This window comes from Streptomyces sp. NPDC002889 (assembly GCF_042888425.1).
In the GTDB taxonomy this organism is placed as follows: Bacteria; Actinomycetota; Actinomycetes; order Streptomycetales; family Streptomycetaceae; genus Streptomyces.
In genome coordinates this window covers 30,239-51,989 of sequence record NZ_JBIAPT010000005.1, presented here as the reverse complement: position 1 = coordinate 51,989, position 21,751 = coordinate 30,239, and the positions used below count along the sequence as shown (strand labels likewise).

The 21,751-nt window shown below is 68.2% G+C and carries 22 protein-coding genes; 15 read left to right on the top strand and 7 right to left on the bottom strand.

The genetic code is table 11. From position 1 onward, the window contains the following. The first annotated feature begins 336 nt into the window (after positions 1-336). From ACFYWI_RS08965 to pstB, 4 genes are read left to right on the top strand one after another with little or no spacing between them, the layout of a single operon-like run. Positions 337-1,305 carry a PstS family phosphate ABC transporter substrate-binding protein gene (locus ACFYWI_RS08965; RefSeq protein WP_389227495.1) on the top strand — a complete coding sequence of 323 codons (969 nt, stop codon included), beginning with the start codon at positions 337-339 and terminating at the stop codon, positions 1,303-1,305. 2 nt (positions 1,306-1,307) lie between these two features. Beyond that, positions 1,308-2,249, top strand: a complete 942-nt coding sequence (gene pstC, locus ACFYWI_RS08960; RefSeq protein WP_389228309.1) for a phosphate ABC transporter permease subunit PstC — start codon at positions 1,308-1,310, stop codon at positions 2,247-2,249. Further along, positions 2,246-3,154 (top strand): phosphate ABC transporter permease PstA, encoded by a 909-nt coding sequence (gene pstA, locus ACFYWI_RS08955; protein WP_389227492.1) that lies wholly within the window; start codon positions 2,246-2,248, stop codon positions 3,152-3,154. The genes pstC and pstA overlap by 4 nt, the downstream gene beginning before the upstream one ends. Before the next feature lie 5 nt (positions 3,155-3,159). Next, on the top strand, positions 3,160-4,080 hold the full coding sequence (pstB, locus tag ACFYWI_RS08950; RefSeq protein WP_389227489.1) for a phosphate ABC transporter ATP-binding protein PstB: 921 nt from the start codon (positions 3,160-3,162) through the stop codon (positions 4,078-4,080). Positions 4,081-4,333: 253 nt separating this feature from the next. Here pstB and ACFYWI_RS08945 read toward each other — a convergent pair whose 3' ends face one another. Both ACFYWI_RS08945 and ACFYWI_RS08940 read right to left on the bottom strand, forming a co-directional pair. Beyond that, positions 4,334-4,816, bottom strand: a complete 483-nt coding sequence (locus ACFYWI_RS08945) for a DUF1203 domain-containing protein (protein WP_389227485.1) — start codon at positions 4,814-4,816, stop codon at positions 4,334-4,336. 283 nt (positions 4,817-5,099) lie between these two features. Beyond that, the gene (locus tag ACFYWI_RS08940) at positions 5,100-5,513 is read right to left on the bottom strand and encodes an arsenate reductase ArsC (RefSeq protein WP_389227482.1); all 414 of its coding nucleotides are present in this window, start codon (positions 5,511-5,513) and stop codon (positions 5,100-5,102) included. A gap of 119 nt (positions 5,514-5,632) precedes the next feature. Between ACFYWI_RS08940 and ACFYWI_RS08935 the strand changes: the two genes are divergently transcribed. The 3 genes from ACFYWI_RS08935 to ACFYWI_RS08925 are packed head-to-tail and all read left to right on the top strand — an operon-like array spanning position 5,633 to position 6,917. After that, positions 5,633-5,947 (top strand): ArsR/SmtB family transcription factor, encoded by a 315-nt coding sequence (locus tag ACFYWI_RS08935; protein WP_389227479.1) that lies wholly within the window; start codon positions 5,633-5,635, stop codon positions 5,945-5,947. 50 nt (positions 5,948-5,997) lie between these two features. After that, positions 5,998-6,795 (top strand): aquaporin, encoded by a 798-nt coding sequence (locus ACFYWI_RS08930; RefSeq protein WP_389227476.1) that lies wholly within the window; start codon positions 5,998-6,000, stop codon positions 6,793-6,795. Further along, complete coding sequence (locus ACFYWI_RS08925) at positions 6,792-6,917, top strand: hypothetical protein (RefSeq protein ID WP_389227473.1); 126 nt, start codon at positions 6,792-6,794, stop codon at positions 6,915-6,917. The genes ACFYWI_RS08930 and ACFYWI_RS08925 overlap by 4 nt, the downstream gene beginning before the upstream one ends. 135 nt (positions 6,918-7,052) lie before the next feature. Here ACFYWI_RS08925 and pstS read toward each other — a convergent pair whose 3' ends face one another. Beyond that, positions 7,053-8,129, bottom strand: a complete 1,077-nt coding sequence (gene pstS, locus ACFYWI_RS08920) for a phosphate ABC transporter substrate-binding protein PstS (protein WP_389228306.1) — start codon at positions 8,127-8,129, stop codon at positions 7,053-7,055. Between the two features lie 793 nt (positions 8,130-8,922). On the opposite strand from pstS, the gene ACFYWI_RS08915 reads away from it, so the two are divergent. The 4 genes from ACFYWI_RS08915 (at position 8,923) to ACFYWI_RS08900 (ending at position 15,824) form a co-directional block, all read left to right on the top strand. Beyond that, positions 8,923-10,410 carry a UDP-N-acetylmuramoyl-L-alanyl-D-glutamate--2,6-diaminopimelate ligase gene (locus ACFYWI_RS08915; RefSeq protein WP_389227470.1) on the top strand — a complete coding sequence of 496 codons (1,488 nt, stop codon included), beginning with the start codon at positions 8,923-8,925 and terminating at the stop codon, positions 10,408-10,410. Positions 10,411-11,273: 863 nt separating this feature from the next. Continuing rightward, positions 11,274-12,113, top strand: a complete 840-nt coding sequence (locus ACFYWI_RS08910) for an FAD binding domain-containing protein (protein ID WP_389227467.1) — start codon at positions 11,274-11,276, stop codon at positions 12,111-12,113. Then, entirely contained in the window at positions 12,110-14,863 is a 2,754-nt protein-coding gene (locus tag ACFYWI_RS08905; protein WP_389227464.1) for a molybdopterin-dependent oxidoreductase, read from the top strand. The genes ACFYWI_RS08910 and ACFYWI_RS08905 overlap by 4 nt, the downstream gene beginning before the upstream one ends. Before the next feature lie 679 nt (positions 14,864-15,542). Next, a complete protein-coding gene (locus ACFYWI_RS08900) occupies positions 15,543-15,824 on the top strand; it encodes a hypothetical protein (protein WP_389227461.1) in 282 nt (93 codons plus the stop codon). Positions 15,825-16,128: 304 nt separating this feature from the next. On the opposite strand, the gene ACFYWI_RS08895 is transcribed toward ACFYWI_RS08900, so the two are convergent. Continuing rightward, a complete protein-coding gene (locus ACFYWI_RS08895; protein ID WP_389227458.1) occupies positions 16,129-17,016 on the bottom strand; it encodes an NAD(P)-dependent oxidoreductase in 888 nt (295 codons plus the stop codon). Positions 17,017-17,065: 49 nt separating this feature from the next. Here ACFYWI_RS08895 and ACFYWI_RS08890 point away from each other — a divergent pair, with 49 nt between their 5' ends. Continuing rightward, a complete protein-coding gene (locus ACFYWI_RS08890) occupies positions 17,066-17,416 on the top strand; it encodes a winged helix-turn-helix transcriptional regulator (protein ID WP_389227455.1) in 351 nt (116 codons plus the stop codon). Positions 17,417-17,814: 398 nt separating this feature from the next. Further along, positions 17,815-18,201 (top strand): peptidoglycan-binding protein, encoded by a 387-nt coding sequence (locus ACFYWI_RS08885; protein ID WP_389227452.1) that lies wholly within the window; start codon positions 17,815-17,817, stop codon positions 18,199-18,201. A 314-nt stretch (positions 18,202-18,515) separates the two neighbouring features. Here the strand turns inward: ACFYWI_RS08885 and ACFYWI_RS08880 are convergent, their stop codons facing one another. After that, positions 18,516-18,686: a hydrophobic protein gene (locus tag ACFYWI_RS08880; protein ID WP_389227449.1), complete on the bottom strand. Its 171-nt coding sequence runs from the start codon at positions 18,684-18,686 to the stop codon at positions 18,516-18,518. A gap of 217 nt (positions 18,687-18,903) precedes the next feature. Here ACFYWI_RS08880 and ACFYWI_RS08875 point away from each other — a divergent pair, with 217 nt between their 5' ends. Then, positions 18,904-20,124, top strand: a complete 1,221-nt coding sequence (locus tag ACFYWI_RS08875; protein ID WP_389227446.1) for a phosphatidylserine/phosphatidylglycerophosphate/cardiolipin synthase family protein — start codon at positions 18,904-18,906, stop codon at positions 20,122-20,124. 161 nt (positions 20,125-20,285) lie between these two features. Continuing rightward, complete coding sequence (locus ACFYWI_RS08870; protein ID WP_389228304.1) at positions 20,286-20,525, top strand: DUF6411 family protein; 240 nt, start codon at positions 20,286-20,288, stop codon at positions 20,523-20,525. A 245-nt stretch (positions 20,526-20,770) separates the two neighbouring features. On the opposite strand, the gene ACFYWI_RS08865 is transcribed toward ACFYWI_RS08870, so the two are convergent. Together ACFYWI_RS08865 and ACFYWI_RS08860 are read right to left on the bottom strand one after the other, a co-directional pair. After that, positions 20,771-21,172, bottom strand: coding sequence for an ATP-binding protein (locus ACFYWI_RS08865; protein ID WP_389227443.1), 402 nt, complete (start codon positions 21,170-21,172; stop codon positions 20,771-20,773). A gap of 148 nt (positions 21,173-21,320) precedes the next feature. Beyond that, complete coding sequence (locus ACFYWI_RS08860) at positions 21,321-21,719, bottom strand: sigma-70 family RNA polymerase sigma factor (RefSeq protein WP_389227440.1); 399 nt, start codon at positions 21,717-21,719, stop codon at positions 21,321-21,323. Between the last annotated feature and the right edge of the window lie 32 nt (positions 21,720-21,751).

Below are 21,751 nucleotides of genomic sequence, written 5' to 3'. Positions count from 1 at the left end.
GCACGCAGGTGTTGCCGGATCGATAGGCGCAGGTCAGGGCGGAGCGCACAGCGGGGTGAGCGGGGGCATGCGGGAGTGGTGTCCGCCAGGAACCTGCGTCGATCATTCGGCCGGAGGGTACCCCCTGTGATGGTTCGACTGGATCGCCAGGGAAAAGAGACAGACGCTTGACGATGCAGCAAGCTGCGGCGCGGCTGCTGCGGCGGAGTCGGTGGGCAGCTGAACAGTCGGCCGACAACTCCTCCCCGCACTGTCTGGCCCGATCGCACCCCTGCTCCGCAGGACACGCTCGGCTGCCGGCCTACGACACCGGCCCGACATCGAGGATCGAGAAAAGTGAACGCGACCAGTGGTTCGAGAAGGATCGTCGGGGCGGCGGCGCTGACCTTCGCCGCGGCTCTCACTCTGAGCGCTTGCGGGGGCGGGGACGCCGGCGCCTCTGGAGACAGCCGGGAACTGTCGGGCAAGGTGAAGGTGGACGGCTCCAGCACCGTCGCGCCGTTGAGCACGGCGGCGGCGGAGTTCTTCGCCGAGGAGGCTCCCAAGGTCCAGGTGACCGTGGGCACCTCCGGTACCGGAGGCGGCTTCGAGAAGTTCTGCGCGGGCGAGACCGACATCTCGGATGCCTCCCGTCCGATCAAGGACGACGAGAAGGCGGCCTGCGACAAGAAGGGCATCACCTACGAGGAGTTCACCGTCGCCAATGACGCGCTGACCGTCGTGGTGAACAAGGACGCCGACTGGGTCGACTGTCTGACCGTGGAGCAGCTGAAGAGGATCTGGGAGCCGGGTTCGAAGGTCGACAACTGGAACCAGGTCGACCCCACGTACCCGAACGTGCCGCTGAAGCTGTTCGGCGCGGGCACCGATTCGGGCACCTTCGACTACTTCACCGACGCGATCAACGGTGAGGAAGACGCCTCCCGTACCGACTACAGCCCCACCGAGGACGACAACGTCACCGTGCAGGGCGTCGCCGGCTCGAAGGGCGGCCTCGGTTACTTCGGCTTCTCCTACTACGAGGAGAACCAGGACAAGCTCAAGGCCCTGAAGATCGACGGCGGCAAGGGCTGCGTCGCCCCCAGTGTCGAGACCGCCCAGAACGGCACGTACACCCCGCTCTCGCGGCCCCTGTTCATCTACCCCAACGGCAAGGCGCTTCAGCGGCCCGAGGTCGAGGCGTTCGTCGAGTACTACGTCGAGAACCACACCGAGATCGCCAAGGACGCCAAGTTCATCCCGCTCAACGCCGGGCAGGACAAGGAGCTCAAGGCCGACCTCGACAAGCTGAAGTCGGCGCAGTGACCATGTCCGTCGACAAGTCCGCAGAAGGGGCCGGATCCCGGTCCCTGCGGCGGACCCGCCCGCACTACGGCGAGCAGGCCATCAAGATCATCCTCATGGCTGCGGCCCTGGTGTCGGTGGCCACCACCATCGGAATCGTGGCCGCACTCATCCCGCCGACCGCCGATTTCTTCAGCAAAGTCGGTATCGGTGAGTTCCTGACCGGTACCCAGTGGTCGGCCCTGTTCGCCGACCCCCGGTACGGCGTGCTGCCGCTGCTGGTGGCCACCCTCCTCATCACCGGCATCGCCCTCCTCGTCGCGATCCCCGTCGGCCTGGGTGCGGCCGTCTACCTCAGTGAGTACGCGAACCGCCGCACCCGCAAGATCTTCAAGCCCACCCTGGAGGTCCTGGCGGGCGTGCCGACTGTCGTCTACGGCTTCTTCGCCTTCGCCTTCATCACTCCGCTGCTGCAGGACTGGTGGCCTTTCGGCGATCCGCCGGAGGTCAAGAACGCCCTGTCCGCCGGACTGGTCATGGGCGTCATGATCGTGCCGACCATCGCCTCGCTCGCCGAAGACGCCATGTCAGCGGTCCCGCATTCGCTGCGCGACGGCGCCTACGCCCTGGGTTCGGGCAAGCGTGTCGTCTCGACCCGTGTGGTGATGCCGGCCGCGCTGTCCGGGATCGTCGCCGCGTTCGTCCTGGGCGTCTCCCGCGCGATCGGCGAGACGATGATCGTCCTCATCGCCGCCGGAGCCAAGCCCGATCTCACTCTCAACCCGCTGCACGAGATGCAGACGATGACCGCGTTCATCGCAGGCGCCGCCTCAGGTGACGTGTCGACGGCTTCCTTCGAGTACAAGACGATCTTCGCCGTCGGTGCGCTGCTCTTCCTGCTGACATTCGTGATGAACATGATCAGCATCCGCCTGGTGCGCAAGTACCGCGAGGTGTACGAATGAGCGTCGTACGCGACGAGGTCGCCGACCAAGGCCCCACCCCGGCGCGCCGTCTGGCCGGGCCCCGCTTCCGGCCCGGCGAGACCGTCTTCCGCTGGCTGCTGTTCTCCTGCCTCGCGCTGGGCGTGGTGTTCCTCGCGGTCCTGTTGGTCTACATCCTCGTCGAGGCATGGCCGCGCCTGGACTCACGGCTGTGGACCAACTTCCCCTCCATCCGCCGGCCCGAGAACGCCGGCGCCCGGTCGGCGATCTTCGGCACGATCTGGGTGATCGGCTTCACCGCGCTGTTCTGCCTGCCGACCGGCATCATGGCCGCGATCTACCTGGAGGAGTACGCCGATCCCGACCGCTGGTACAACCGGCTGATCGAGCTGAACATCCAGAACCTCGCCGCCGTGCCCTCGATCATCTACGGCATCCTCGGCCTCGGCCTCCTGGCTCGCCAACTGGCCCTCGGCACCACGGTGCTGACCGCATCCCTGACCCTGTCCCTGCTGGTACTGCCGGTGGTCATCATCTCGGCCCGCGAGGCCATCAGAGCCGTACCGCAGTCCATCCGGCAGGCGTCGCTGGCGCTGGGCGCCACCCAGTGGCAGACCATCCGCCGTCAGGTGCTGCCCGCGGCGGTGCCCGGCATCGCCACCGGATCGATCCTCGCGCTGTCCCGGGCCATCGGCGAAGCCGCACCCGTGATCATGCTCGGCGCGGTGACGTACGTGGCGTTCAACCCCGAGGGGCTGCAAAGTGCCTACACCGTGCTCCCCGTGCAGATCTACGGCTGGATCAGCCAGTCCCGCGAGGAGTTCCACCACCTGGCCGCCGCGGCCATCGTCATTCTGCTCGCGCTGCTGCTCGCGATGAACGCCGCCGCGATCTGGCTCCGCAACCGTTACAGCAAGCGCTGGTGACCGCCATGAACGCTGAACGTCCCGCCGCCCAGGGAGCCCCGATGCCCGATCCCGTCAAGAGTGACCAGCAGACTCCGACCCAGGGCGGCTCCGGTGTCTTCTCCGCGGCCAGGGGCCAGCGGCGGCACGGCCGACCGGAGCCCTCTCTGGACGACCCGGTCTTCCAGATTTCCGACCTGGGCGTCTGGTACGGCTCGCTCCAGGCTGTACGCGATGTCTCCATGACGATCGGACGGCGCCAGATCACCGCGATGATCGGCCCGTCCGGCTGCGGCAAGTCCACCGTGATCCGCTGTCTGAACCGCATGAACGACCTGATCCCGGGCGCTCGCGTGGTGGGCAAAGTGGCGTACCACGGCGAAGACCTCTACGGCCCGGAGGTCGACCCCATCGAGGTGCGCCGCCGCATCGGCATGGTCTTCCAGAAGCCCAACCCCTTCCCCAAGTCGGTCTACGACAACGTCGCCTACGGGCCCCGGGTCAACGGTGTGAAGGGCAATCTCGACGACATCGTCGAGGAGGCCCTGACCGGCGCGGCCCTGTGGGACGAGGTCAGGGACAAGCTCAAGAACAGCGCACTTGCCCTCTCCGGGGGCCAGCAGCAGCGGCTGTGCATCGCCCGCGCCATCGCGGTGAAGCCCGAGGCGATCCTGATGGACGAGCCCTGCTCGGCCCTCGACCCGATCGCCACCGCCAAGATCGAGGACCTGATGGTCGGACTCGCCTCGGAGTTCACCCTCGTCATCGTCACGCACAACATGCAGCAGGCGGCGCGGATCTCGGACTACACGGCCTTCTTCACCGCGGACGTCGACGATGCCGGCGTCCGCCACGGACGGCTCGTCGAGTACGACACCACCGAGAAGCTCTTCGAGAACCCGGAGGACCGACGCACCGAGGACTACATCACCGGACGCTTCGGCTAGGAAGGAGTTCCCGTGGCACCACCGAGCGGCGACGTCCCGAGCGAGGCAATGCCTCGTCACGCACCGCCTGTCTGCCGGGCGCCCCGACGGTGCTGCCGGCCGAGGCGGACGAGGTGACGGCCGCACAGGTTGCCGACGAACACGCACCCGCACTCGCTCGGCCATGTGCAGAGCGTGGACGATCGCATCAGCCGCAGCGGGACCGCGGCCCATCATCGCGACTGTTGAAAAGGGTGGCCGGTGCGCCCTTGCCCTATCCGGCGCGGGTGATCGTGAACATGTAGCAGCCCCAGGCGACGTTGCGGCTGTGGACCTGCACCACGTCAGGCTCCGCGAGCAGTTCGGCGATCGTTCCCTCTGGATCCTGGCCGTCGTGCACTGTGGTCGCGTCGTGGATCCAGCCGCGAGCATCGTATGCCCGCAGCACCTGCGGACGTCCGCGCCAGCCCGGCGGATAACTGTTGACGTCGGCGGGTCCCGCGCAGGGTTCAGCGTGTGCGAGCACGGCGCCGACCTCACGGTAGGGGCTGGCCGGGAGCGGCGGCCGGTAACCGAAGAGCAGCAGGTCCTCGCCGGGCTCGGCGTTGCGCAGACAGCACCGGAGGGGATCGCCGCCCTCGGCGGTGACACGCTCCACACGATTCCCGAAGGCGTCGACTCCACTGGCGCGCACACTGTCCAGCACCTCAGCGGGCAGCGCATGGACGCGGAAGGCGACCGTCGATGTCGTAGTCATGTATCCACACTCTCGACTCGGCACTGATCGCGCTGGCGGATATCAGACGTCACATTCAATACAGGACGCGCAACCCCGCCCAAGAGAACAAAGGTTGCCTGACACGGCACTGGAAGACCTGGGGCTGGAGGTCCGGCCGAGTCGGCGCGGTGCGGCAACCGGCGAAGACCGCTCAGCGGAAGACGAAGGGAACGAGGTGGGCGCGGGGGTGCAGAGCGTTGCGGTGCAGTCGGTGGGTCCGGAGCCGATGACGATGACGTCGCGGACTCGCCGGCGCTCCGGCTCATGCCGTCTTCGCCGGGGTGATCTCCTCGATCAGGTCCGCGACGAGCTTCTTGATCTCGTCACGGATCGGACGTACGGCCTCGACGCCCTGCCCGGCCGGGTCGTCCAGCTTCCAGTCCAGGTAGCGCTTGCCGGGGAAGACGGGGCAGGTGTCGCCGCAGCCCATGGTGATGCAGACGTCGGACTCCTTGACGGCGTCCACAGTGAGGATCTTGGGCGTCTCGGCGGAGATGTCGATGCCGACCTCGCACATGGCCTCGACGGCGGCCGGATTGACCTGGTCGGCCGGGGCCGAGCCGGCCGAGCGGACCTCGACGCGGTCCCCGGCCAGGTGGGTCAGCCACGCGGCGGCCATCTGGGAGCGGCCGGCGTTGTGAACACAGACGAACAGGACGGAGGGCTTCTCGGACATCGCAGGTCTCTCTCTTGTCTCGCGAGGGGTGCCTGGCCACGTCACGCGCCGTTGCATCAGGCACGATCGACATCAGCGCCTGATGGCGTCAGCGTCCACTGATGTGAGAGTATCAGCCCATGATGACGTCAGTCGACACTGAACTGATTCGGGTTCTGGCGGACCCGCTCAGGCTCCAGATCGTGACCCTGCTCGCCAAGGAAACGCTCTGCACCAGCCACCTCGTGGAGGAGACAGGCGCGCGGCAGACCAATCTCTCCAACCACCTGAAGGTGCTGCGCGAGGCGGGGGTCGTGGAGACCGAGCCATGCGGCCGGTTCACCTACTACCGGCTCCGCCCGGAGGTCATCGCTTCGCTCGCCGGTCGGTTCGCCGACCTCGCGGAGACCGCGCGCGCCACCGCCGAGGCGAACATCAAACGGTCCTGTCCCTGATCACCGCGATCAGCGCGCATGGTCGCGACTGCTCACATGGAGGAGCCCAGTTGAGCGCCACCGAGGCCGCTTCCCCCGAGACCGCCGCGGACACCGCGATCACCGCCACCACCGAGCCGCAGCCGGCGCCGGGGGCCGCCCCGCCCCGGACCCCGCTCGTGGCCCGCGCTGCTGCCGAACTGGTCGGCACCGCCGCCCTGGTCGCGGTGGTGGTCGGCTCCGGCATCCAAGCCACCGAGCTGACCCAGGACGTGGGCGTGCAACTGCTGGCCAACTCGATCGCGACGGTCTGCGGGCTCGGCGTGCTGATCGCCCTCCTCGGGCCGGTCTCCGGCGCGCACTTCAACCCCGCCGTCACCCTGGTCGACTGGTGGACCGCCCGCCGCGGCGGAGCGGGGGTCACCGCCCGCGAGGCTGCCGTGTACGTACCCGCGCAGGTCCTCGGGGCGATCGCGGGAGCCCTCCTGGCCGACGCGATGTTCGGCGAGCCGCTGGTCAAGTGGTCCACGCACGACCGCTCGGCCGGAAACCTGCTGCTCGGCGAGGTCGTCGCCACCGCCGGCCTGATCCTGCTGATCTTCGGCCTGGCCCGCACCGACCGGCTGCGCTTCGCACCCGTCGCCGTCGCCTCGTACATCGGCGCCGCCTACTGGTTCACGTCCTCGACCTCGTTCGCCAACCCGGCGGTGACCATCGGGCGGGCGTTCACCGACACCTTCGCCGGTATCGCTCCCGCTTCGGTACCGGGCTTCATCGGCGCCCAACTGGCCGGTGCCGTGGTGGGGCTCGCCCTGGTGGCCCTCATCTTCATGCAGGGCCGGGCCGCTGGGGCGCAGCGCGCCGCATGACATCGCAGACACAGGTGGTGGTGATCGGCGACCAGGCAGGGCTCGCCGCCGATCACCAGCTGCGCCGCCTCGGCGTGGACGGCGTCATGGTTGATGCGCAGTCCGAGCCGGCCGGTGCGTGACAGCACACCTGGGACTCACTGCACCTGTTCTCCCTGGCGGCCGGCGCTGCCCCACCTCGGCCTGCGCGGACCACGCCGCCGTGTCGCCCCGCGAGATCTCAGCCCTGCTGACCTACGGACACCGACCCGAGCGGATCAGGACAGGGTGCTCACCACTTCGCGGACCTGCGCGGCCACCCCGTCCGGCAGCGGCGCGTAGTGGATACGGGAGAGGCCCTTCTGGCCTTCCTCGCTTGCCGTGTAGGTCAGGAAGGACTTGAGGACGGGCAGGACGTCGGCCTGGTTGCCCTTGGCGCAGACGACCTCATACGTGACGAGGACGATCGGGTACGCCCCGGGTGCCCGGGTTCCGTAGTCGAATTTCAATGTCATGTCCTTGCCGCGGCCGACGACTTCGGCTGCCGCGATGCCGGCCGACGCGGTCTCCGCGGAGGCGGCGACCGGCTCCGGCGCGCCGGTATCCAGCCTGACCGTGGGAATGTTCCCCCGCTGGGCGAAGGACAATTCGAAGTAGCCGATGGCGCCGTCCGTGCTGCTCACCTCCGACGCCACCCCGTCGGAACCGGCTGCCGAATGACCTCCCTCGGCCTGCCATGCCTTTTCCTTCGGGTAGGGCCACTCGTCCCGCGCGGCTCCGGCGAGGTAGGCGTTCAGGTTCTGAGTCGTGCCCGACTCGTCGGAGCGGTGCACTGCGCTGATCGGGGTTGCGGGGAGCTGGAGGCCGGGGTTGAGGCGCTTGATCTCCTCGTCGTTCCAAACAGTGATCTCGGAGGCGAAGATCCTGGCGAGGGCGGGGGCATCGAGGACGAGGTCCTTCACGCCCGAGAGGTTGTAGCCGATGGCTATGGGCCCGCCGACCATCGGCAGGTTGATGGCGCTGCTTCCCGGACACACGTCACGGGAAATCTCGATCTCGTCCGGCTTGAGCGCGCTGTCGGTTCCACCGAGCACAGTCGCTCCGCGCAAGAACTGGGCAACCCCGCCGCCCGATCCGATGGGCACATAGCGGATCTGCACACCTGGACACGCACTCTGGTACTCGTGCATCCAGTGCTGCATCGCATTCTGCTGGGCAGAGGAGCCGGACGCCGCGAGCTGACCGTTCTGCGCGCACTCGATCCGACTCGTCCGTGTGACGGAGGGCAGGGCATCACTCGCGTCGCCGCGACCACACGCCGAGAGGCACACCGCGCCCCCCACTGCCGCCACCATCACGGTGTACCGACGCCTGTGGTCCATCCGTCGCATCTGCACCAGCAGTTCCTTTCCGAGGGCCAGGAACACAGATGCTTGCCGATATCCAGACTGCTGTGGTGACGCATCGGCGAACATCGGCTGTCGCCCTGCCACCTCTTGGGTGGCCGGGGCTTTACGTGATCCCGCTGTCCCGCCTCGTCGGCAACGTCGAGGCCCTCCGTCGCCGCTGTGTGCTGGAACCCGGTACGCAGGTGGTCGGGAGAGGCTGGAGCGGAACAGCGCGCGCACCGGTCGGCTGCGCCGACCTGCGGATTGCCCGTTACCGTCTTTCGGAGAGCGGTGCTGAGGTGCCGACGGGCGGTCACGGGGCCAGGAGCAGGTCACGGGACCGCCGGATCCGGATTTTGAGCCGCTCGACCGGCTGTACACTCGGCCCATGGGTCGCACAAGTGCCATGAGGGAGTGCCTGCAGCAGGCCACCTGTGCGCTGTGCCCGGTGGTTGCGGGTTCGGCAGTCGTAGGCCCGGCGACCACGGCTGACGTCGAAGCGCCCGAGACCGCCCGCATTGCATTGCACGGCCACGGCTAGCGATCCTCAGCCGCCCCCGTCCGGGGCCCTGCCCCTGGCTTCCTCCTCTTCCAAGAACACCGCAGGACTTCTTCTGCCGGGCTGAACTGTCGCGTCCGGCTCTCGTCGGACGTGTCTCCGCTCCTTGCTCCACATCATCACCGCAGCTTCCGGCGCGCCGCCGTCGCTGCCGCTTGGCGACGGCCGTACGCGGGCCCGAGCCGCCTCGAAGGGACCATCGTGAAGCTGAGCGAGCTGCTGGCCGGGCAGGAGCACCAGGTGCTCCAGGGTGACCCCGACAAGACCTGGATCACCGCGGGAACGACCTTCGACGCCAACCGGGTAATGCCGGGTTCGTTGTTCATCGCAGTGCCCGGCCACTGTGAAGGCGGTCCCGGCTCCGTGGGGCCGGCCTTCGCACGCGGCGCTGCCGCGGTGATCGTCGACGGCAGGGAACCGGCGCTTCCCACGTCGGTGTGGGCTTCGGTGCCGGGCGTGTGTGCGGTGCAGGTGCCGGATACCCGGAAGGTGGCTGCGGTCGTTGCCGCCCGCTACTTCGGCGAGCCGGGGCGTCAGATGGACATGGTGGCGATCACCGGCACCAACGGAAAAACGTCGGTGTCCTACATGGTCGAGTCGGTGCTGCGGATCTCCGAGGGCGCAAAGGTGGGGGTCATCGGCACGGCCGGCAGCCGGATCGGCGACGAGCTGATCCCGATGCCGAGGTCGGCGCTGACCACGCCGGAGTCGCCGGATCTGCAGTACCTACTGGGGTGCATGCGCGACCGCGGGACCGGCAGCGTGGTGCTGGAGGCTACGTCGATGGCCCTGCTCACACACAGGGTGGACCGTACCTTCATCGACGTCGGTGTCTTCACCAACCTGACGCAGGATCACCTGGACGATCACGGAACCATGGCGAACTACCGGGACGCCAAGCTGCGTCTCTTCCAGGGCTTGTGTCAGCGCGCGGTGGTCAATGCCGACGATCCCGTGGGCGTCGGGATCCAGACGATGATGCCCGGCGCGGTAACCACGTACGCCCTTGATGCCCAGGCGGACTACCGGGCCACCGACATCACCGTGGACGCCTCCGGAACACGGTTCAACCTGCACCATGACGGCAGCAAGTATCCGGCGTCGATCCCCGTCCCGGGCCGGTTCTCGGTGGCCAACGCGCTGGCCACCGTGGCGGCCTGCCACATCCTGGGGCACGACTTGGACGGGCTGGTCGCCGCGCTCGACCGGATGCCTCCCGTCCCCGGCCGGTTCGAGCGCTTTCAAACCCCCCGCGGTACATCGGTGATCGTGGACTACGCCCACTCACCGGACTCCTTGAACAAGGTACTGACAGCTATTCGCGGCTTCGCCCGCGGGCAGGTCATCACCGTCTTCGGCTGCGGCGGGGACCGGGACACGACCAAGCGGGTCGACATGGGGAGGATCGCCGGGACCCACTCCGACCTCTGTGTCCTCACTTCGGACAACCCCCGCAACGAAGACCCGCAGGCCATCCTGGACCAGATCGCCCCGGGCCTGGCGGCGACCGGTACACCGTTCGAACGGTTTGCCGACCGCCGTCAGGCGGTCGCCTTTGCCCTGTCCGTCGCGGGCCCGGACGACATTGTGCTCATCGCCGGGAAGGGCAGCGAGCCGCACCAGATCGTCGGTGAAAAGCTGCTCCCCTACAGCGACATGGCAACTGTGCTCGAACTCGCCGGGCCGTAGCGGCCCCTGTCCTTCCCTGTAGATCCATGTGTCCTCACCGCGCCCACCATCCCCCGTGGATGGACGGCCTCTCGCAGGTCTGCCGACGGTGCGATCAGCCCGGTCGTGGTCCCGCCTGAACAGCCGCACCAGAGCTTCTGCAACGGGGGGTGAGTTGCGGTGCGGCCGATAGTGCGGCCACCGTCGGGCGACACCTCTACGGCTGTTGTGCTCGCCCGCGTGCTCGCCGCTCACCGTGGGCAGGGGTTCGGCGGACAACTGTATGCGCGAGGGTGAGGCAAGCGGGGAGTCTTGGCCAGGGATGCGTGTCGGCACCCTCCCTACGATCTACGGCTGGTCCCGCGGTGTGCCGGTTCCAAGACGCTCGGGCTGCGTGCCCGGCCCGTATGCGCGTCATTGGGGGAGTGGGTACGCCCATCGAAGCTCGATCGCCGGCACTGGCGGTCGGGCCACGGCTGTGCCGGGCGGTCGCCGGTCAGAGCGATGGATGGGCAGGCCCGTCAGGACGGATTGCGCACGGCTGGGAAGCAGCGAGCCACGGTTTGCACGGGAACTCACACCAAGTAAATTAGTTCAAAAGGGTGAATGACGTGCATAGTCCTCATTGCGGTTCACGTCGTCGATCCCGGGCGTCCAAGGTCTCGGAAGTGGATCAGGGAAGAGTGCACGCTTGAGTTGGTGACTCGCCCGCAGGGCTCCCGGACATCGCACCGGAGCGTGCTTGCATGCTCCAAAGACGGGTCGTCGTCCGTGCCGGGCCTCGCGCCCCGGACGCCGCGCCGGACTGCCTCATCGCTCCACCGCGGTGGCCTGGTGACCAGCCCCGCCACCTCGGAGCTGTCGTCGCAGTGAGGATGGTTCGGATGGATTTGAACACGATCACCTCGGTGGTCGAGGTGCCCACCCGCGCGACGCAGGCGACGTGGCAGCCGGGCGACGCGTGGCTCGCCGGCGGCACGTGGCTGTTCTCCGAGCCGCAGCCGGAGCTTCGACGGCTCATCGATCTGAGGGGCTTCGGCTGGCAATCGCTGCAGATCGACGCGCAGGGGCTCGAAATCGCCGCGACGTGCACACTGGCGCAGTTGTTCATGACCGAGACACCGCCTGAGTGGATTGCGGCGCCACTGCTCGACCAGTGCCGCCGGGCGCTGCTGGGCTCCTTCAAGGTCTGGAGCGAGGCAACCGTGGGCGGCAATGTCTGCCTGTCGCTGCCGGCGGGCCCGATGATCTCGCTGACCACGTCTCTCGACGGCATCTGCACCATCTGGACTCCCGAAGGCGGAGAGCGACAGGTCCGAGCCGCCGACTTCGTCACCGGTCCCGGCTGCAACGTGCTGGGACCCGGTGAACTGCTGCGTTCGATCACTCTGCCGTCCTCCGCGATGCGCTGCCGCACGGCCTTTCGCCGGATTTCGCTTGCTCCGCACGGTCGTTCCGCAGCGCTGCTCATCGGCAGGCGGTCACCCGACGACGGTTCGTTCGTGCTCACGGTGACCGCATCCACCGTCCGTCCGGTTCAGCTGGCGTTCCCCGGCCTGCCCGGTCCGGGTGAGCTTCTTGCCGCCCTCGATCAAACCGTGGCTCCGGAGCTCTACCACCTCGACGTGCATGGAGCGCCGGCATGGCGCCGCCACATGACCGACCGGTTCGCCGAGGAGATCCGGTCCGAGCTCTTGGAGCGAAACGAGGGGGGACACCGATGAAGATCGAGGTGAACGGCCAGATCTTCAGTGAGCGGGCCCGCCCGGGACAGTGCCTGCGCACGTACCTGCGGGACCTCGGCTGGCTCGGTGTGAAGATGGGCTGTGACGCGGGTGACTGCGGAGCGTGCACCGTTCACATCGACGGCCGACCGGTGCACAGTTGTCTGTTCCCCGCGCTCCGCGCGGCCGGCCACCGGGTGACGACGGTCGAAGGACTCGCCCGCGACGGGGAACTGCACCCGGTGCAACGCGACTTCCTGTCGGCGCAGGGCTTCCAGTGCGGATTCTGCACCGCTGGGATGATGATGACGGTGGCCTCTCTCGACTCCGACCAGCGGCAGGATCTCCCCCGGGCGCTGAAGGGGAACCTGTGCCGGTGCACCGGTTACCGCTCGGTGGAGGACGCCATCCGCGGAGTCGTGCACGTCGAGGAGGATCCGCAGGTGGAGCCGTGTGGGCGGAACCTGCCTGCCGCGGACAGTCGCGAGGTGGTGACCGGAACGGCCCGCTACACCCTGGACGTCTCCATGGAGGGCCTGCTCCACCTCAAACTGCTGCGCTCGCCGCACGCACACGCCCGAATCGTGGCGATCGACACGAGTGCCGCACGTGCCGTTCCCGGGGTGCAGGCCGTGTTCACCCACGAGGACTCGCCGCGGCGGCTCTTCTCGACGGGACGGCACGAGGACCCCGCGGACGATCCTGCTGACACACTGCTCTTCGACGATGCCGTCCGGTTCGCCGGGCAGCGGGTCGCGGCCGTTGTGGCCGACACCGTGGCAGCCGCGGAGGAGGGCTGCCGCCGGCTTGCCGTCACCTACGAAGTCCTGCCGGGTGTGTTCGACCCCGAAGAGGCCATGGCGCCCGGCGCCCCCGTGCTGCATGGCGACAAGGGGTCCGAGCAGCGCATCGCGTGCGCCGAGCGCAACATCCCGGTCGAGGTGCACGGGGACATCGGCGATGTCGAGGCGGGCTTCGCGCAGGCCGATGTCGTGCACGAGAAGAGGTACGTCTCCCAGCGCGTCCAGCACGCACACCTGGAGAGCCACGCCTCGATCGCTTGGCTGGACGACTCCGGCCGCCTCACCGTACGGACGAGCAGCCAGGTACCGTTCCTCACCAAGCAGGCGCTGTGCACCCTCTTCGACCTGCCTGCCGAGCGTGTACGGGTGCTGTGCGGCCGCGTCGGCGGCGGCTTCGGCGCCAAGCAGGAGATGCTGACCGAGGATGTCGTCGCGCTGGCGACCCTGAGGACCGGGCGGCCGGTGCAGCTGGAGTTCACGCGTGAGGAGCAGTTCACCGCCGCGACGACCCGCCACCCGATGACGGTGCACGTCAAGGCCGCCGCGCGGCGCGACGGGACGCTCACGGCCCTGCAGCTGCGGGTCGTCTCCAACACCGGTGCGTACGGCAACCACGCCAGCACGGTTTTCCACGCCTGCAACGAGTCGATCGCCGTCTACCGGTGCGCGAACAAGAAGGTGGACGGGTACAGCGTCTACACCAACACCATGCCTTCCGGTGCCTTCCGTGGGTACGGGCTCAGCCAGTCCATCTTCGCCGTCGAATCGGCGATGGACGAACTCGCCCGCGCCCTGGCAATGGACCCGATCGCCTTCCGGGAGCGGAACGTCATCGGTCCCGGCGACCCGATGGTGTCCTTCAGTACAGCGAAGGACGACGTCGAGATCGGCAGCTACGGTCTGGACCAGTGCCTGAACCTCGTTGGTGAGGCACTGCGCCGCGGCAACGGCGTGCAGGCCCCCGCGGAGGACTGGCTGACCGGACAGGGCGTGGCACTGGCAATGATCGACACGATCCCGCCGCGAGGACACCGCTCCGAGGCACGGATCAGGGTGCTGGACGACGGCGGCTACCAACTGGCGGTCGGCACAGCAGAGTTCGGCAATGGCACAACGACCGTGCACCAGCAGCTCGCCGCCTCCGTGCTCGGTACGAGCCCTTACCGGATCCGGGTCGTACAGGCCGACACGGACCAAGTCAGCCATGACACCGGGACGTTCGGCTCGACCGGGACCGTGGTCGCCGGTCTTGCCTCCACGCGTGCGGCGGAAGCGCTGCGTGAGCGCATCATCGCTGCCGCCGGCGAGTACGCCGACGTGGACCTGTCCTCCTGTGAGCTCCACGGCGACGACGTGCGCTCCGGCGGCGTGCGTGTCCCGCTCGCCGACCTATGGGCGGCGGCGAAGGCAGCCGGTGGGGAACTCCTCGCAATCGGCAGATGCGACGGCACACCACGTTCGGTGGCATTCAACGTCCACGGCTTTCGGGTGGCGGTGCATGCCGGAACCGGCGAGATCAGGATTCTGCAGAGCGTCCATGCGGCGGACGCCGGCCGCGTCATCAACCCGATGCAGTGTCGAGGACAGATCGACGGCGGAGTCGCGCAGGCCCTGGGGGCGGCGATGTACGAGTCGGTGACGGTGGACGAGGCCGGACATGTCACTACGGCGACCTTCCGCAACTATCACATCCCGGCCTTCGGCGACGTGCCACGGACCGAGGTGTACTTCGCCGAAACAGCCGATGTCCTCGGTCCGCTGGGGGCCAAGTCGATGAGCGAGAGTCCGTTCAACCCGGTGGCTCCCGCCCTGGCCAATGCGGTGCGAGACGCCACCGGAATCCGATTCGGCACGCTGCCACTGTCCCGCGACCACGTCAGTCTCACCATCGCCGCCGACCAGGGAACATACGTCCCGCCGACCGTCCGCCGGGCTCCGGGGAAATAGTGGCTCGACCACCGCAGGCGGCCCATTGACTCCCACGCCTGGTCGCAAGCGCGTCCGATCGGATTTTCGTCGTCCTCAAGAGCGCAAGGCGGGTCCGTCCGAGCCCGGCCGTGTCCCTCGCCGCCCCGCACCGGCCTCGTATCTCCAGGAGAACCGGCGGTCATGTCCGCCTTATCCGCACCGCAATCGGGTAGTGGGCCGAGATGTTCAGGCATCGACGAGTACGGGTCGTGATCGTTCTGCTGAGCAGCTGGGTGGCGCTGACGGCTGTGGAGCGGTGGGGGGAGCGCGTCCCTTGGCCGACCGCGGGGGTGGCCGGGCTGTCGTGGTCGTGTGTGGTGGCAGGTACCTGGTGGTTCGCCGAGTGGACGCAGACGCGGCACCGAGCAGGCGCCCCGTGCGCCGGGGACGCGGGGCCCACCGACGGTGAGCCGGTGAGGAGTGACGTACCGCCCCATGCGGAGGGCCCGGCGGGCAAGACCGCATCGCGCCCCTCACCCTGACAGGACCTGCGCGCACCGGACCGAGTACCTGGTGAAGAAGGCGTCCAGGGCCCACGTCGCCTCCTGGCCCGGAGGGAAGCGGAATGGAGCGCGCCTGCGGGCGTTCAGGCAGGAATTCGAAGAGGATGGGGAACCTACTGAAATTTTTCGACGCGAGGCACCGTTGCGGAGGCGCCGTGGACACCTGGGCGACGTGGACCACCCAGGGAATCATCGCTGGCTCGGGCGGCGTGGGGACCGCCGAGGGAGGTCCGATCACGGGAGACCTGACGGTGCACACCACCTGGATCGAAGGCCTGGCACAGGTGACCGTGCAGCACACGGGCGCGACGGAGTGGTACGCCATGCAGGGCAGTCCCGTACCCGCGGCCGACGAGGACACCGGCAGGGCCGTGCATCAGGCAGCCGTGGAGACGGTCAAGGCAGGGGGCGGCGCCGCCCTCACGTTCCCTGTCTGAGTGGCTCATTCCCTGCTCACGGGTCCGGCGGGGACGCACCACACCGAAGGGTGCGAGGCGGACGGGTCCGGCGTGCTCATCAACGCTGCGGGATCCGGGCCGGCACCCGGCCTGGGCGCCCGGGTGCCGGAGAGGTGGCGGGGCGGCCCATCGCGGGGCGGATGGCGACGACAGCCTCAAGATGGCGTTCCTGTGGGTCTTCACCGCAGGGAGGACGATTTCCCCCAGCAGTCGCATGGTCCACGACGCTGAGCAGCTGCTGAGTTCCCCCGCAGCCGCGACCTGGTCGGCCTCTGATGTTCCCTCAGCGGCGGCCGAGAAGTTCGGTGATGCGGATGAAGCCGTCTGTGGCGTGACCTCGTCCGATGGCACGGCGGGCCATGCCTTCGGCTGCACGCATCACGCCCGCATCGATGCCGTGCGCCTCGGAGGTGTGGACGATATGGGCCATGGACGATACCGCCGAGGTGATCGGGTTGCCCTCGCCCGAGAAGCTGCCGTTGCCCACTTCCTGTGCGGTCTGCTCGAAGACCGGAGGCAGGATCGCGCCGATGCCTTTGGCGAACGGCGCCAGCTCCCGCGCGGTGATACCTTCCGCCTTGGCCACTGCCAGTGCGTGGGCATAGCCCGCCATCGCGGTCCAGAAGATGTCGAGCAGCGCGATGTCGTAGGCGGCTGCCCGACCGATGTCCTCGCCCACGTGAGTGTGGGTGCCGCCCAGCGCATCCAGCACCGGGCGGTGCTCCCTGTAGAGCTCCTCCGGGCCGCTGTGGATGAACACCGCGGCCGGTGTTCCGATTGTCGTGATCGGTGTCATGATCGCGCCATCCAGGTATCGGATGCCGTGTCCGGCCGCCCATCCGGCGGTGTCCCGGGCCCGGTCCGGCGTATCGGCGGACAGGTTCACCACCGTGCGCCCCTTGAGGGCATCGGCGACCGCGCCGCGCCGCAGAACAACGTCGGACGCGTCGTAGTTCACGACGCAGACCACGATCAACCCGCTGGCGGCGACCGCCGCTTCGACCGACAGGGCGCCGGCCGCGCCCCGTTCGATCAGCTCCCGATCCCTGCCCGGCGTCCGGTTCCAGACCGTGGTGGGCAGGCCGGCATCCAGGAACGCGCCGGCCAGGGACCGGCCCATCGGCCCCAGACCCAGCACGGTGACGGCAGACTGTTCGGTGCGCGAGGACATGACCTCAACTCCTCCATGAATATCGGCAAACTTGGTGAAAGGGACGAAAATGACGCGCGGCCGTGCACAGGACCCCAATGTCTGCGGAGTTACCGCCGCGATCGCCGTGATCGACGGCAAGTGGAAGACCGCTCTCCTGTGGCTGCTGGAATCCGGTCCGCACCGCCCCGGCGAGCTGCGCCGGCGGCTGACCGGCCTCAGCGAGAAGGTGCTGACGCAGGCGTTGCGCGAGATGGAGGCCGACGGACTGGTGGACCGAGAGGTTCACGATGTACTGCCGCTGAAGACTGTGTACTCCCTGACCCCCTTCGGCCGTGAACTCTCCGAGGCGTTGGCCCCCCTCTCCGACTGGGGTCACCGACGCCTGGAGATGCTCGCCGAAGCCCACCCGGTTTCCTGACGCAACGCCAACCTTCCCCGCCCCGACCGGATCTGGCCCGACCGCCCACAACCAGATTCCCCTCGCCGGCACCTGACGCCAAGTACCCACAAATAAGTGGCTATCGCAGGCGGCGTGGGGTGCTGGTGCGGTCGCCGCCGGCCTGACGCTGGTTGGCGACTGTTCCGCGCTCGTCGAACTCCTCGCCAGACAAATATCCATGACCAGATATCAGTCAATCCCGCTTTTTCCGCGGAACCTGGTGGCAGGCGAGCCCGAAGGGGACCTGCGACATACGCAAAGGTCAGGCAAGTAACCAAGTCCCGTCAATCCTGCCGGAAGAGAGCTGCCGGACCAGGTCGGTGCGCCCCTAGACTTTCGCCCATCAGGCGGACTCTCTGCATATTTGAGGAGTAGTTATGAGGCGCCTTCGCCGCTTCGCGGCTTCGGCAGCAGTCGTCACCACGCTGATGGCGGGTACATCAGCACTCTCCATAGGGACCGCGTCGGCTGCCAGGTCGGCCCCCGCCGCACCGGCGGGCGAGACAGGGGCAGCCGCCTACTACTGTGGTTACCACGGCGCGGTCACTCCGCCCACCGTCCGGCGGGGCAGCACGGGCAATGCCGTACGGGAGGCCCAGTGTCTCCTGCGGTTCTGGGGCTTCTACATCGGGCCGAGCGGCATCGACGGGGACTTCGGCGGTTACACCGACGCGGCCACCAGGGACTTCCAGCGCACGTGCCGCATCGGCGTCGACGGCATCATCGGCCCCACCACCTGGAACCGGCTGCGCAACGGCTGCTGACTCCCGAGCACCCACCATGCCGGTCCGGGGCTCATGCACCGGACCGGCGCCACGCCTTTTCCCGCTTCCTGACCGCCCCGATTGATCAAGCCCTGTTGTCGGCCAAGAGCTCGGTTCTGAGGGTGTCGTACGCCCATTGCTCCCACTTGACCAGTGGCCGTGCGCGATCGCGGGTCAGGACCAGGAAGAGCTCTGGGCTGAGGGCAGCCCTTTTCCTGGCGCGCCACTGGCCTCACGTGCGGTGCGGCGCGGTGAACGCAGGTGGGCCGGGCCGGAGGGGATCTCCGGCCCGGCCCACCATGCGACCTGGCTTGCTACCAGCGGTACCAGCGACCGCGTCGGCCGCCGCTGGCCGCGGGCCGGACGATGAATCCGAGCAGCCATACCACGAGCACGATGACTGCTATCCACCACAGCGCCTTAAGTGCGAATCCGGCTCCGAAAAGGATGAGTGCGAGAAGCAGAACGAGAAGCAGGGGAACCATGATTATCAACCTCCGGAAAGTCATGTGCCCCACGATTGAACGGTCATACACGCGAGTTCATGGGTTTGATCCGCACGGGCCGGGACAGAAGATTCGGCCGTTGCTCCCCGGCCCTGCCGGCGCGGCGGTACCTCCGTTCGTTGCGTGTGTACAGTCGGCACGCCTCGGCGGTTGCCGGACCCACGAGGCGGCCTTCCCCGACCGGCCAGGTGGAGCCATGACCAGCACACGCAACGAGCCAGAACTGTCCCCCGAAGCCGCCGAGCCGCAGCCCACCGCGTTGGCAGAGCGCAAGCAGCGGATGCGGCGCCGTCTGGAACGCCTCATCGGAATAGCCGCCACGGAAGGCAATGCGCTGCTGCCGCTGCGCAACGGGGACGAGATCTTCGCGGCGATGCTGCAGAGCATCCGCAGTGCCGAGCACACCGTCGACATGATGACCTTCGTGTATTGGCGCGGCGACATAGCCCGCCAGTTCGCCGAGGCGCTGGCCGACCGGGCCCGCAACGGTGTGCGCGTGCGACTGCTGCTGGACGGCTTCGGCAGCCGGCTCATCGAACAGGACCTTCTGGATCTGATGGACCGGGCCGGGGCCGACGTGGCGTGGTTTCGCAAACCCCTGTACCTGTCGCCCTTCAAGCAGAATCACCGCTGTCACCGCAAGGTGCTGGTCGTCGACGAACACCTCGCCTACACCGGTGGGGTGGGAATCGCCGAGGAATGGTGCGGCAACGCCCGCAACGAGAACGAGTGGCGCGACACCCACGTCCAGGTACGTGGTCCCGCGGTGGACGGCATCGCCGCCGCCTTCGCGCAGAACTGGGCCGAGTGCCACGACACACTCTTCGACACGCGGGATCGCTTCACCGACCACATGCCGCAGGGCGACGCCGTGGTGCAGGTCGTCCGGGGATCGGCCAGCTTCGGCTGGCAGGACATGCAGACCCTCATCCGGGTCATGCTCGAATCCGCCGAGGAACGCTTCCGTGTGGCCACCGCCTACTTCGCCCCCGACGCCTGCTTCATCGATCTGCTGTGCGCGGCAGCTCGGCGAGGCGTCGAAGTGGAGATCCTGCTCCCGGGCCCCCACACCGACAAGCGCGTCTGCCAGCTGGCCGGTCAGAACTACTACGAGGACCTTCTCGTCTGTGGGGTGCGCATCTTCCAGTACCAGCCGACGATGATGCACGCCAAGGTCATCACCGTTGACCGGGTCGCCGCCCTGATCGGATCCACCAACTTCAACCGACGCTCCCTCGACCACGACGAAGAAGTCATGCTCGCCGTCCTGGACGAAGACTTCACCGCCACCCTGGACCAGCACTTCGACGAGGACCTGCAGGCCAGCCGGCGGATCGCGACAGGCCGCTGGAAGAGACGCTCGGCCGCACAACGTATCCGCGAGGTGGCCGTCGCCCCCATCCGCCGGTTCCTCTAGCGCCCCGACAGGGCCTGGCACCACGGGCCGGCCATCGGGGAAGTGGCCAGCCGCAAGACCAACGGCCCCGGCTGCCACCCCGTGGCCAGGACACCGCAGGTCGCATACGCGCGGCGCGGGCGGGCAGACGCCTCTCACCAATCCGAAGGAGTCCGCTCGTGATAATCGTCGCCGTCGTTGCCGTGTGTGTGGTCCTGGCCGTGCTGGCGTTCTTCGTCCCTCGCATCTCCCGCCACCCCGAACGTGGCACGCAGCGTTCCCTCGGCGCCGGCGCGCGTGCCGGCGGCAAGGCCCCCGGCATCCTGGGCCGGCTCCTCAGGAAGCCCTTCCACAGCAGTTCCCGCGCCGTGGGCCGCAGCGGCTCGGCAGGCCGCCGGGCCCGCGGCCGCATGCCTTTCTGACCGCTGTGAAGCCGGGCCGGCGGACGTACGGCTCTGGGGCAGCCGCTGTCTCGACGGGGGTGGTGCGGTCGATCCCGGATCGCAGAGCCCCTCGACAGGAGGGGATCGGCTGCGCCCCCGCCGGTGACCTACCGCGCTGTGCGTGAGCCGGCGCACGTACCGCTTGTGGACCGGGCCGAGACCACAGGTCTGGCAAGTACGAGCACCGTGTCGACCGATGAGGTGCCTGTAAGGCAAGCGTCAGATCAGGTGGGGACGGAGGCTGGGGCGCCGAGGATCTGTGCCCAAACGCGCTTGCCGTCGGCGTAGCTGTCGACTCCCCATCCCGCTGCCAGGTGATCCAGAAGGTGGAGCCCAAAGCCGCCGGTGACGCTGTTGACGTCGGGCGTTCGCTGAGCAGGCTGTGCGGGGTTCCCGTCACGGACGGTGAGCGTGACGCCGTCGGGGGTCGGGTCGAGATGCAGCCAGGCATCCGTGCCGGCATGACGGTGTGCGTTGGTCACCAGCTCGGACACCAGCAGCACCACTACCTCGATACGCTCCGGTGCCCAGTCCCAGGTCTTGAGTGCGGCAGCCGTCAGATCGCGAGCATGGGCGAAGGCGCCCTGCCCCTGGGGAATGCGCCAGACGCGCCCTCTTGTGTTCATCACATCCACCCGCATCCTGGGCCGCACTCGCAAACGTCGCGAGGAAGAGTACGCGATGCCACGAGGTTGCCTTGAACGCTATGGGGTGCGGCGACGGTACAACCGTATCCCCGCGCGCTGACACCTGCGGCGGGGGAGCGGGTGCCGGTCAGCCGGTGGTGAGCAGTCCTTCGCGCAGGCGCGCGAGAGCTCGTGAGAGCAGGCGGGAGACGTGCATCTGCCTGACGCCGAGCCGTTCACCGATCTGGGACTGCCTCAGCTCCTCGACGAAACGGAAGCAGAGGATCTGCCGGTCGCGTTCTTCGAGGCCGACGATGAGCAGGGCGAGGGCATGGAAGTCCTCGATCAGCTCCATCGCCGGGTCCTCGGCCCCGATGAAGCCGGCGAGCGTGGCCTCACCTTCGGAGTTGTCGACCTCTTCTTCCCCCCGGACCTCATGCACAGGGACGTCAAGAACGTCGGCGGATTCGACGGGCTCCCGCTTCGGTTCGGCGACACGGACTCCGGCGGCAGGTGATCGCGTCCACCGCCTCGTTTTCCTCGGCATGCCACGCCGGGGTACGCTGCGGCATATTTGCC

What these genes read in the sequence shown, in the direction of transcription:
- pstC (WP_389228309.1), top strand. Translation starts at nt 1,308, where the DNA reads ATGTCCGTCGACAAGTCCGCAGAAGGGGCCGGATCCCGGTCCCTGCGG.
- pstA (WP_389227492.1), top strand. Translation starts at nt 2,246, where the DNA reads ATGAGCGTCGTACGCGACGAGGTCGCCGACCAAGGCCCCACCCCGGCG.
- pstB (WP_389227489.1), top strand. Translation starts at nt 3,160, where the DNA reads ATGAACGCTGAACGTCCCGCCGCCCAGGGAGCCCCGATGCCCGATCCC.
- ACFYWI_RS08945 (WP_389227485.1), bottom strand. Translation starts at nt 4,816, where the DNA reads ATGACTACGACATCGACGGTCGCCTTCCGCGTCCATGCGCTGCCCGCT.
- ACFYWI_RS08940 (WP_389227482.1), bottom strand. Translation starts at nt 5,513, where the DNA reads ATGTCCGAGAAGCCCTCCGTCCTGTTCGTCTGTGTTCACAACGCCGGC.
- ACFYWI_RS08935 (WP_389227479.1), top strand. Translation starts at nt 5,633, where the DNA reads ATGATGACGTCAGTCGACACTGAACTGATTCGGGTTCTGGCGGACCCG.
- ACFYWI_RS08925 (WP_389227473.1), top strand. Translation starts at nt 6,792, where the DNA reads ATGACATCGCAGACACAGGTGGTGGTGATCGGCGACCAGGCAGGGCTC.
- pstS (WP_389228306.1), bottom strand. Translation starts at nt 8,129, where the DNA reads ATGGTGGCGGCAGTGGGGGGCGCGGTGTGCCTCTCGGCGTGTGGTCGC.
- ACFYWI_RS08910 (WP_389227467.1), top strand. Translation starts at nt 11,274, where the DNA reads ATGGATTTGAACACGATCACCTCGGTGGTCGAGGTGCCCACCCGCGCG.
- ACFYWI_RS08905 (WP_389227464.1), top strand. Translation starts at nt 12,110, where the DNA reads ATGAAGATCGAGGTGAACGGCCAGATCTTCAGTGAGCGGGCCCGCCCG.
- ACFYWI_RS08895 (WP_389227458.1), bottom strand. Translation starts at nt 17,016, where the DNA reads ATGTCCTCGCGCACCGAACAGTCTGCCGTCACCGTGCTGGGTCTGGGG.
- ACFYWI_RS08890 (WP_389227455.1), top strand. Translation starts at nt 17,066, where the DNA reads ATGACGCGCGGCCGTGCACAGGACCCCAATGTCTGCGGAGTTACCGCC.
- ACFYWI_RS08885 (WP_389227452.1), top strand. Translation starts at nt 17,815, where the DNA reads ATGAGGCGCCTTCGCCGCTTCGCGGCTTCGGCAGCAGTCGTCACCACG.
- ACFYWI_RS08880 (WP_389227449.1), bottom strand. Translation starts at nt 18,686, where the DNA reads ATGGTTCCCCTGCTTCTCGTTCTGCTTCTCGCACTCATCCTTTTCGGA.
- ACFYWI_RS08875 (WP_389227446.1), top strand. Translation starts at nt 18,904, where the DNA reads ATGACCAGCACACGCAACGAGCCAGAACTGTCCCCCGAAGCCGCCGAG.
- ACFYWI_RS08865 (WP_389227443.1), bottom strand. Translation starts at nt 21,172, where the DNA reads ATGAACACAAGAGGGCGCGTCTGGCGCATTCCCCAGGGGCAGGGCGCC.
- ACFYWI_RS08860 (WP_389227440.1), bottom strand. Translation starts at nt 21,719, where the DNA reads ATGCCGAGGAAAACGAGGCGGTGGACGCGATCACCTGCCGCCGGAGTC.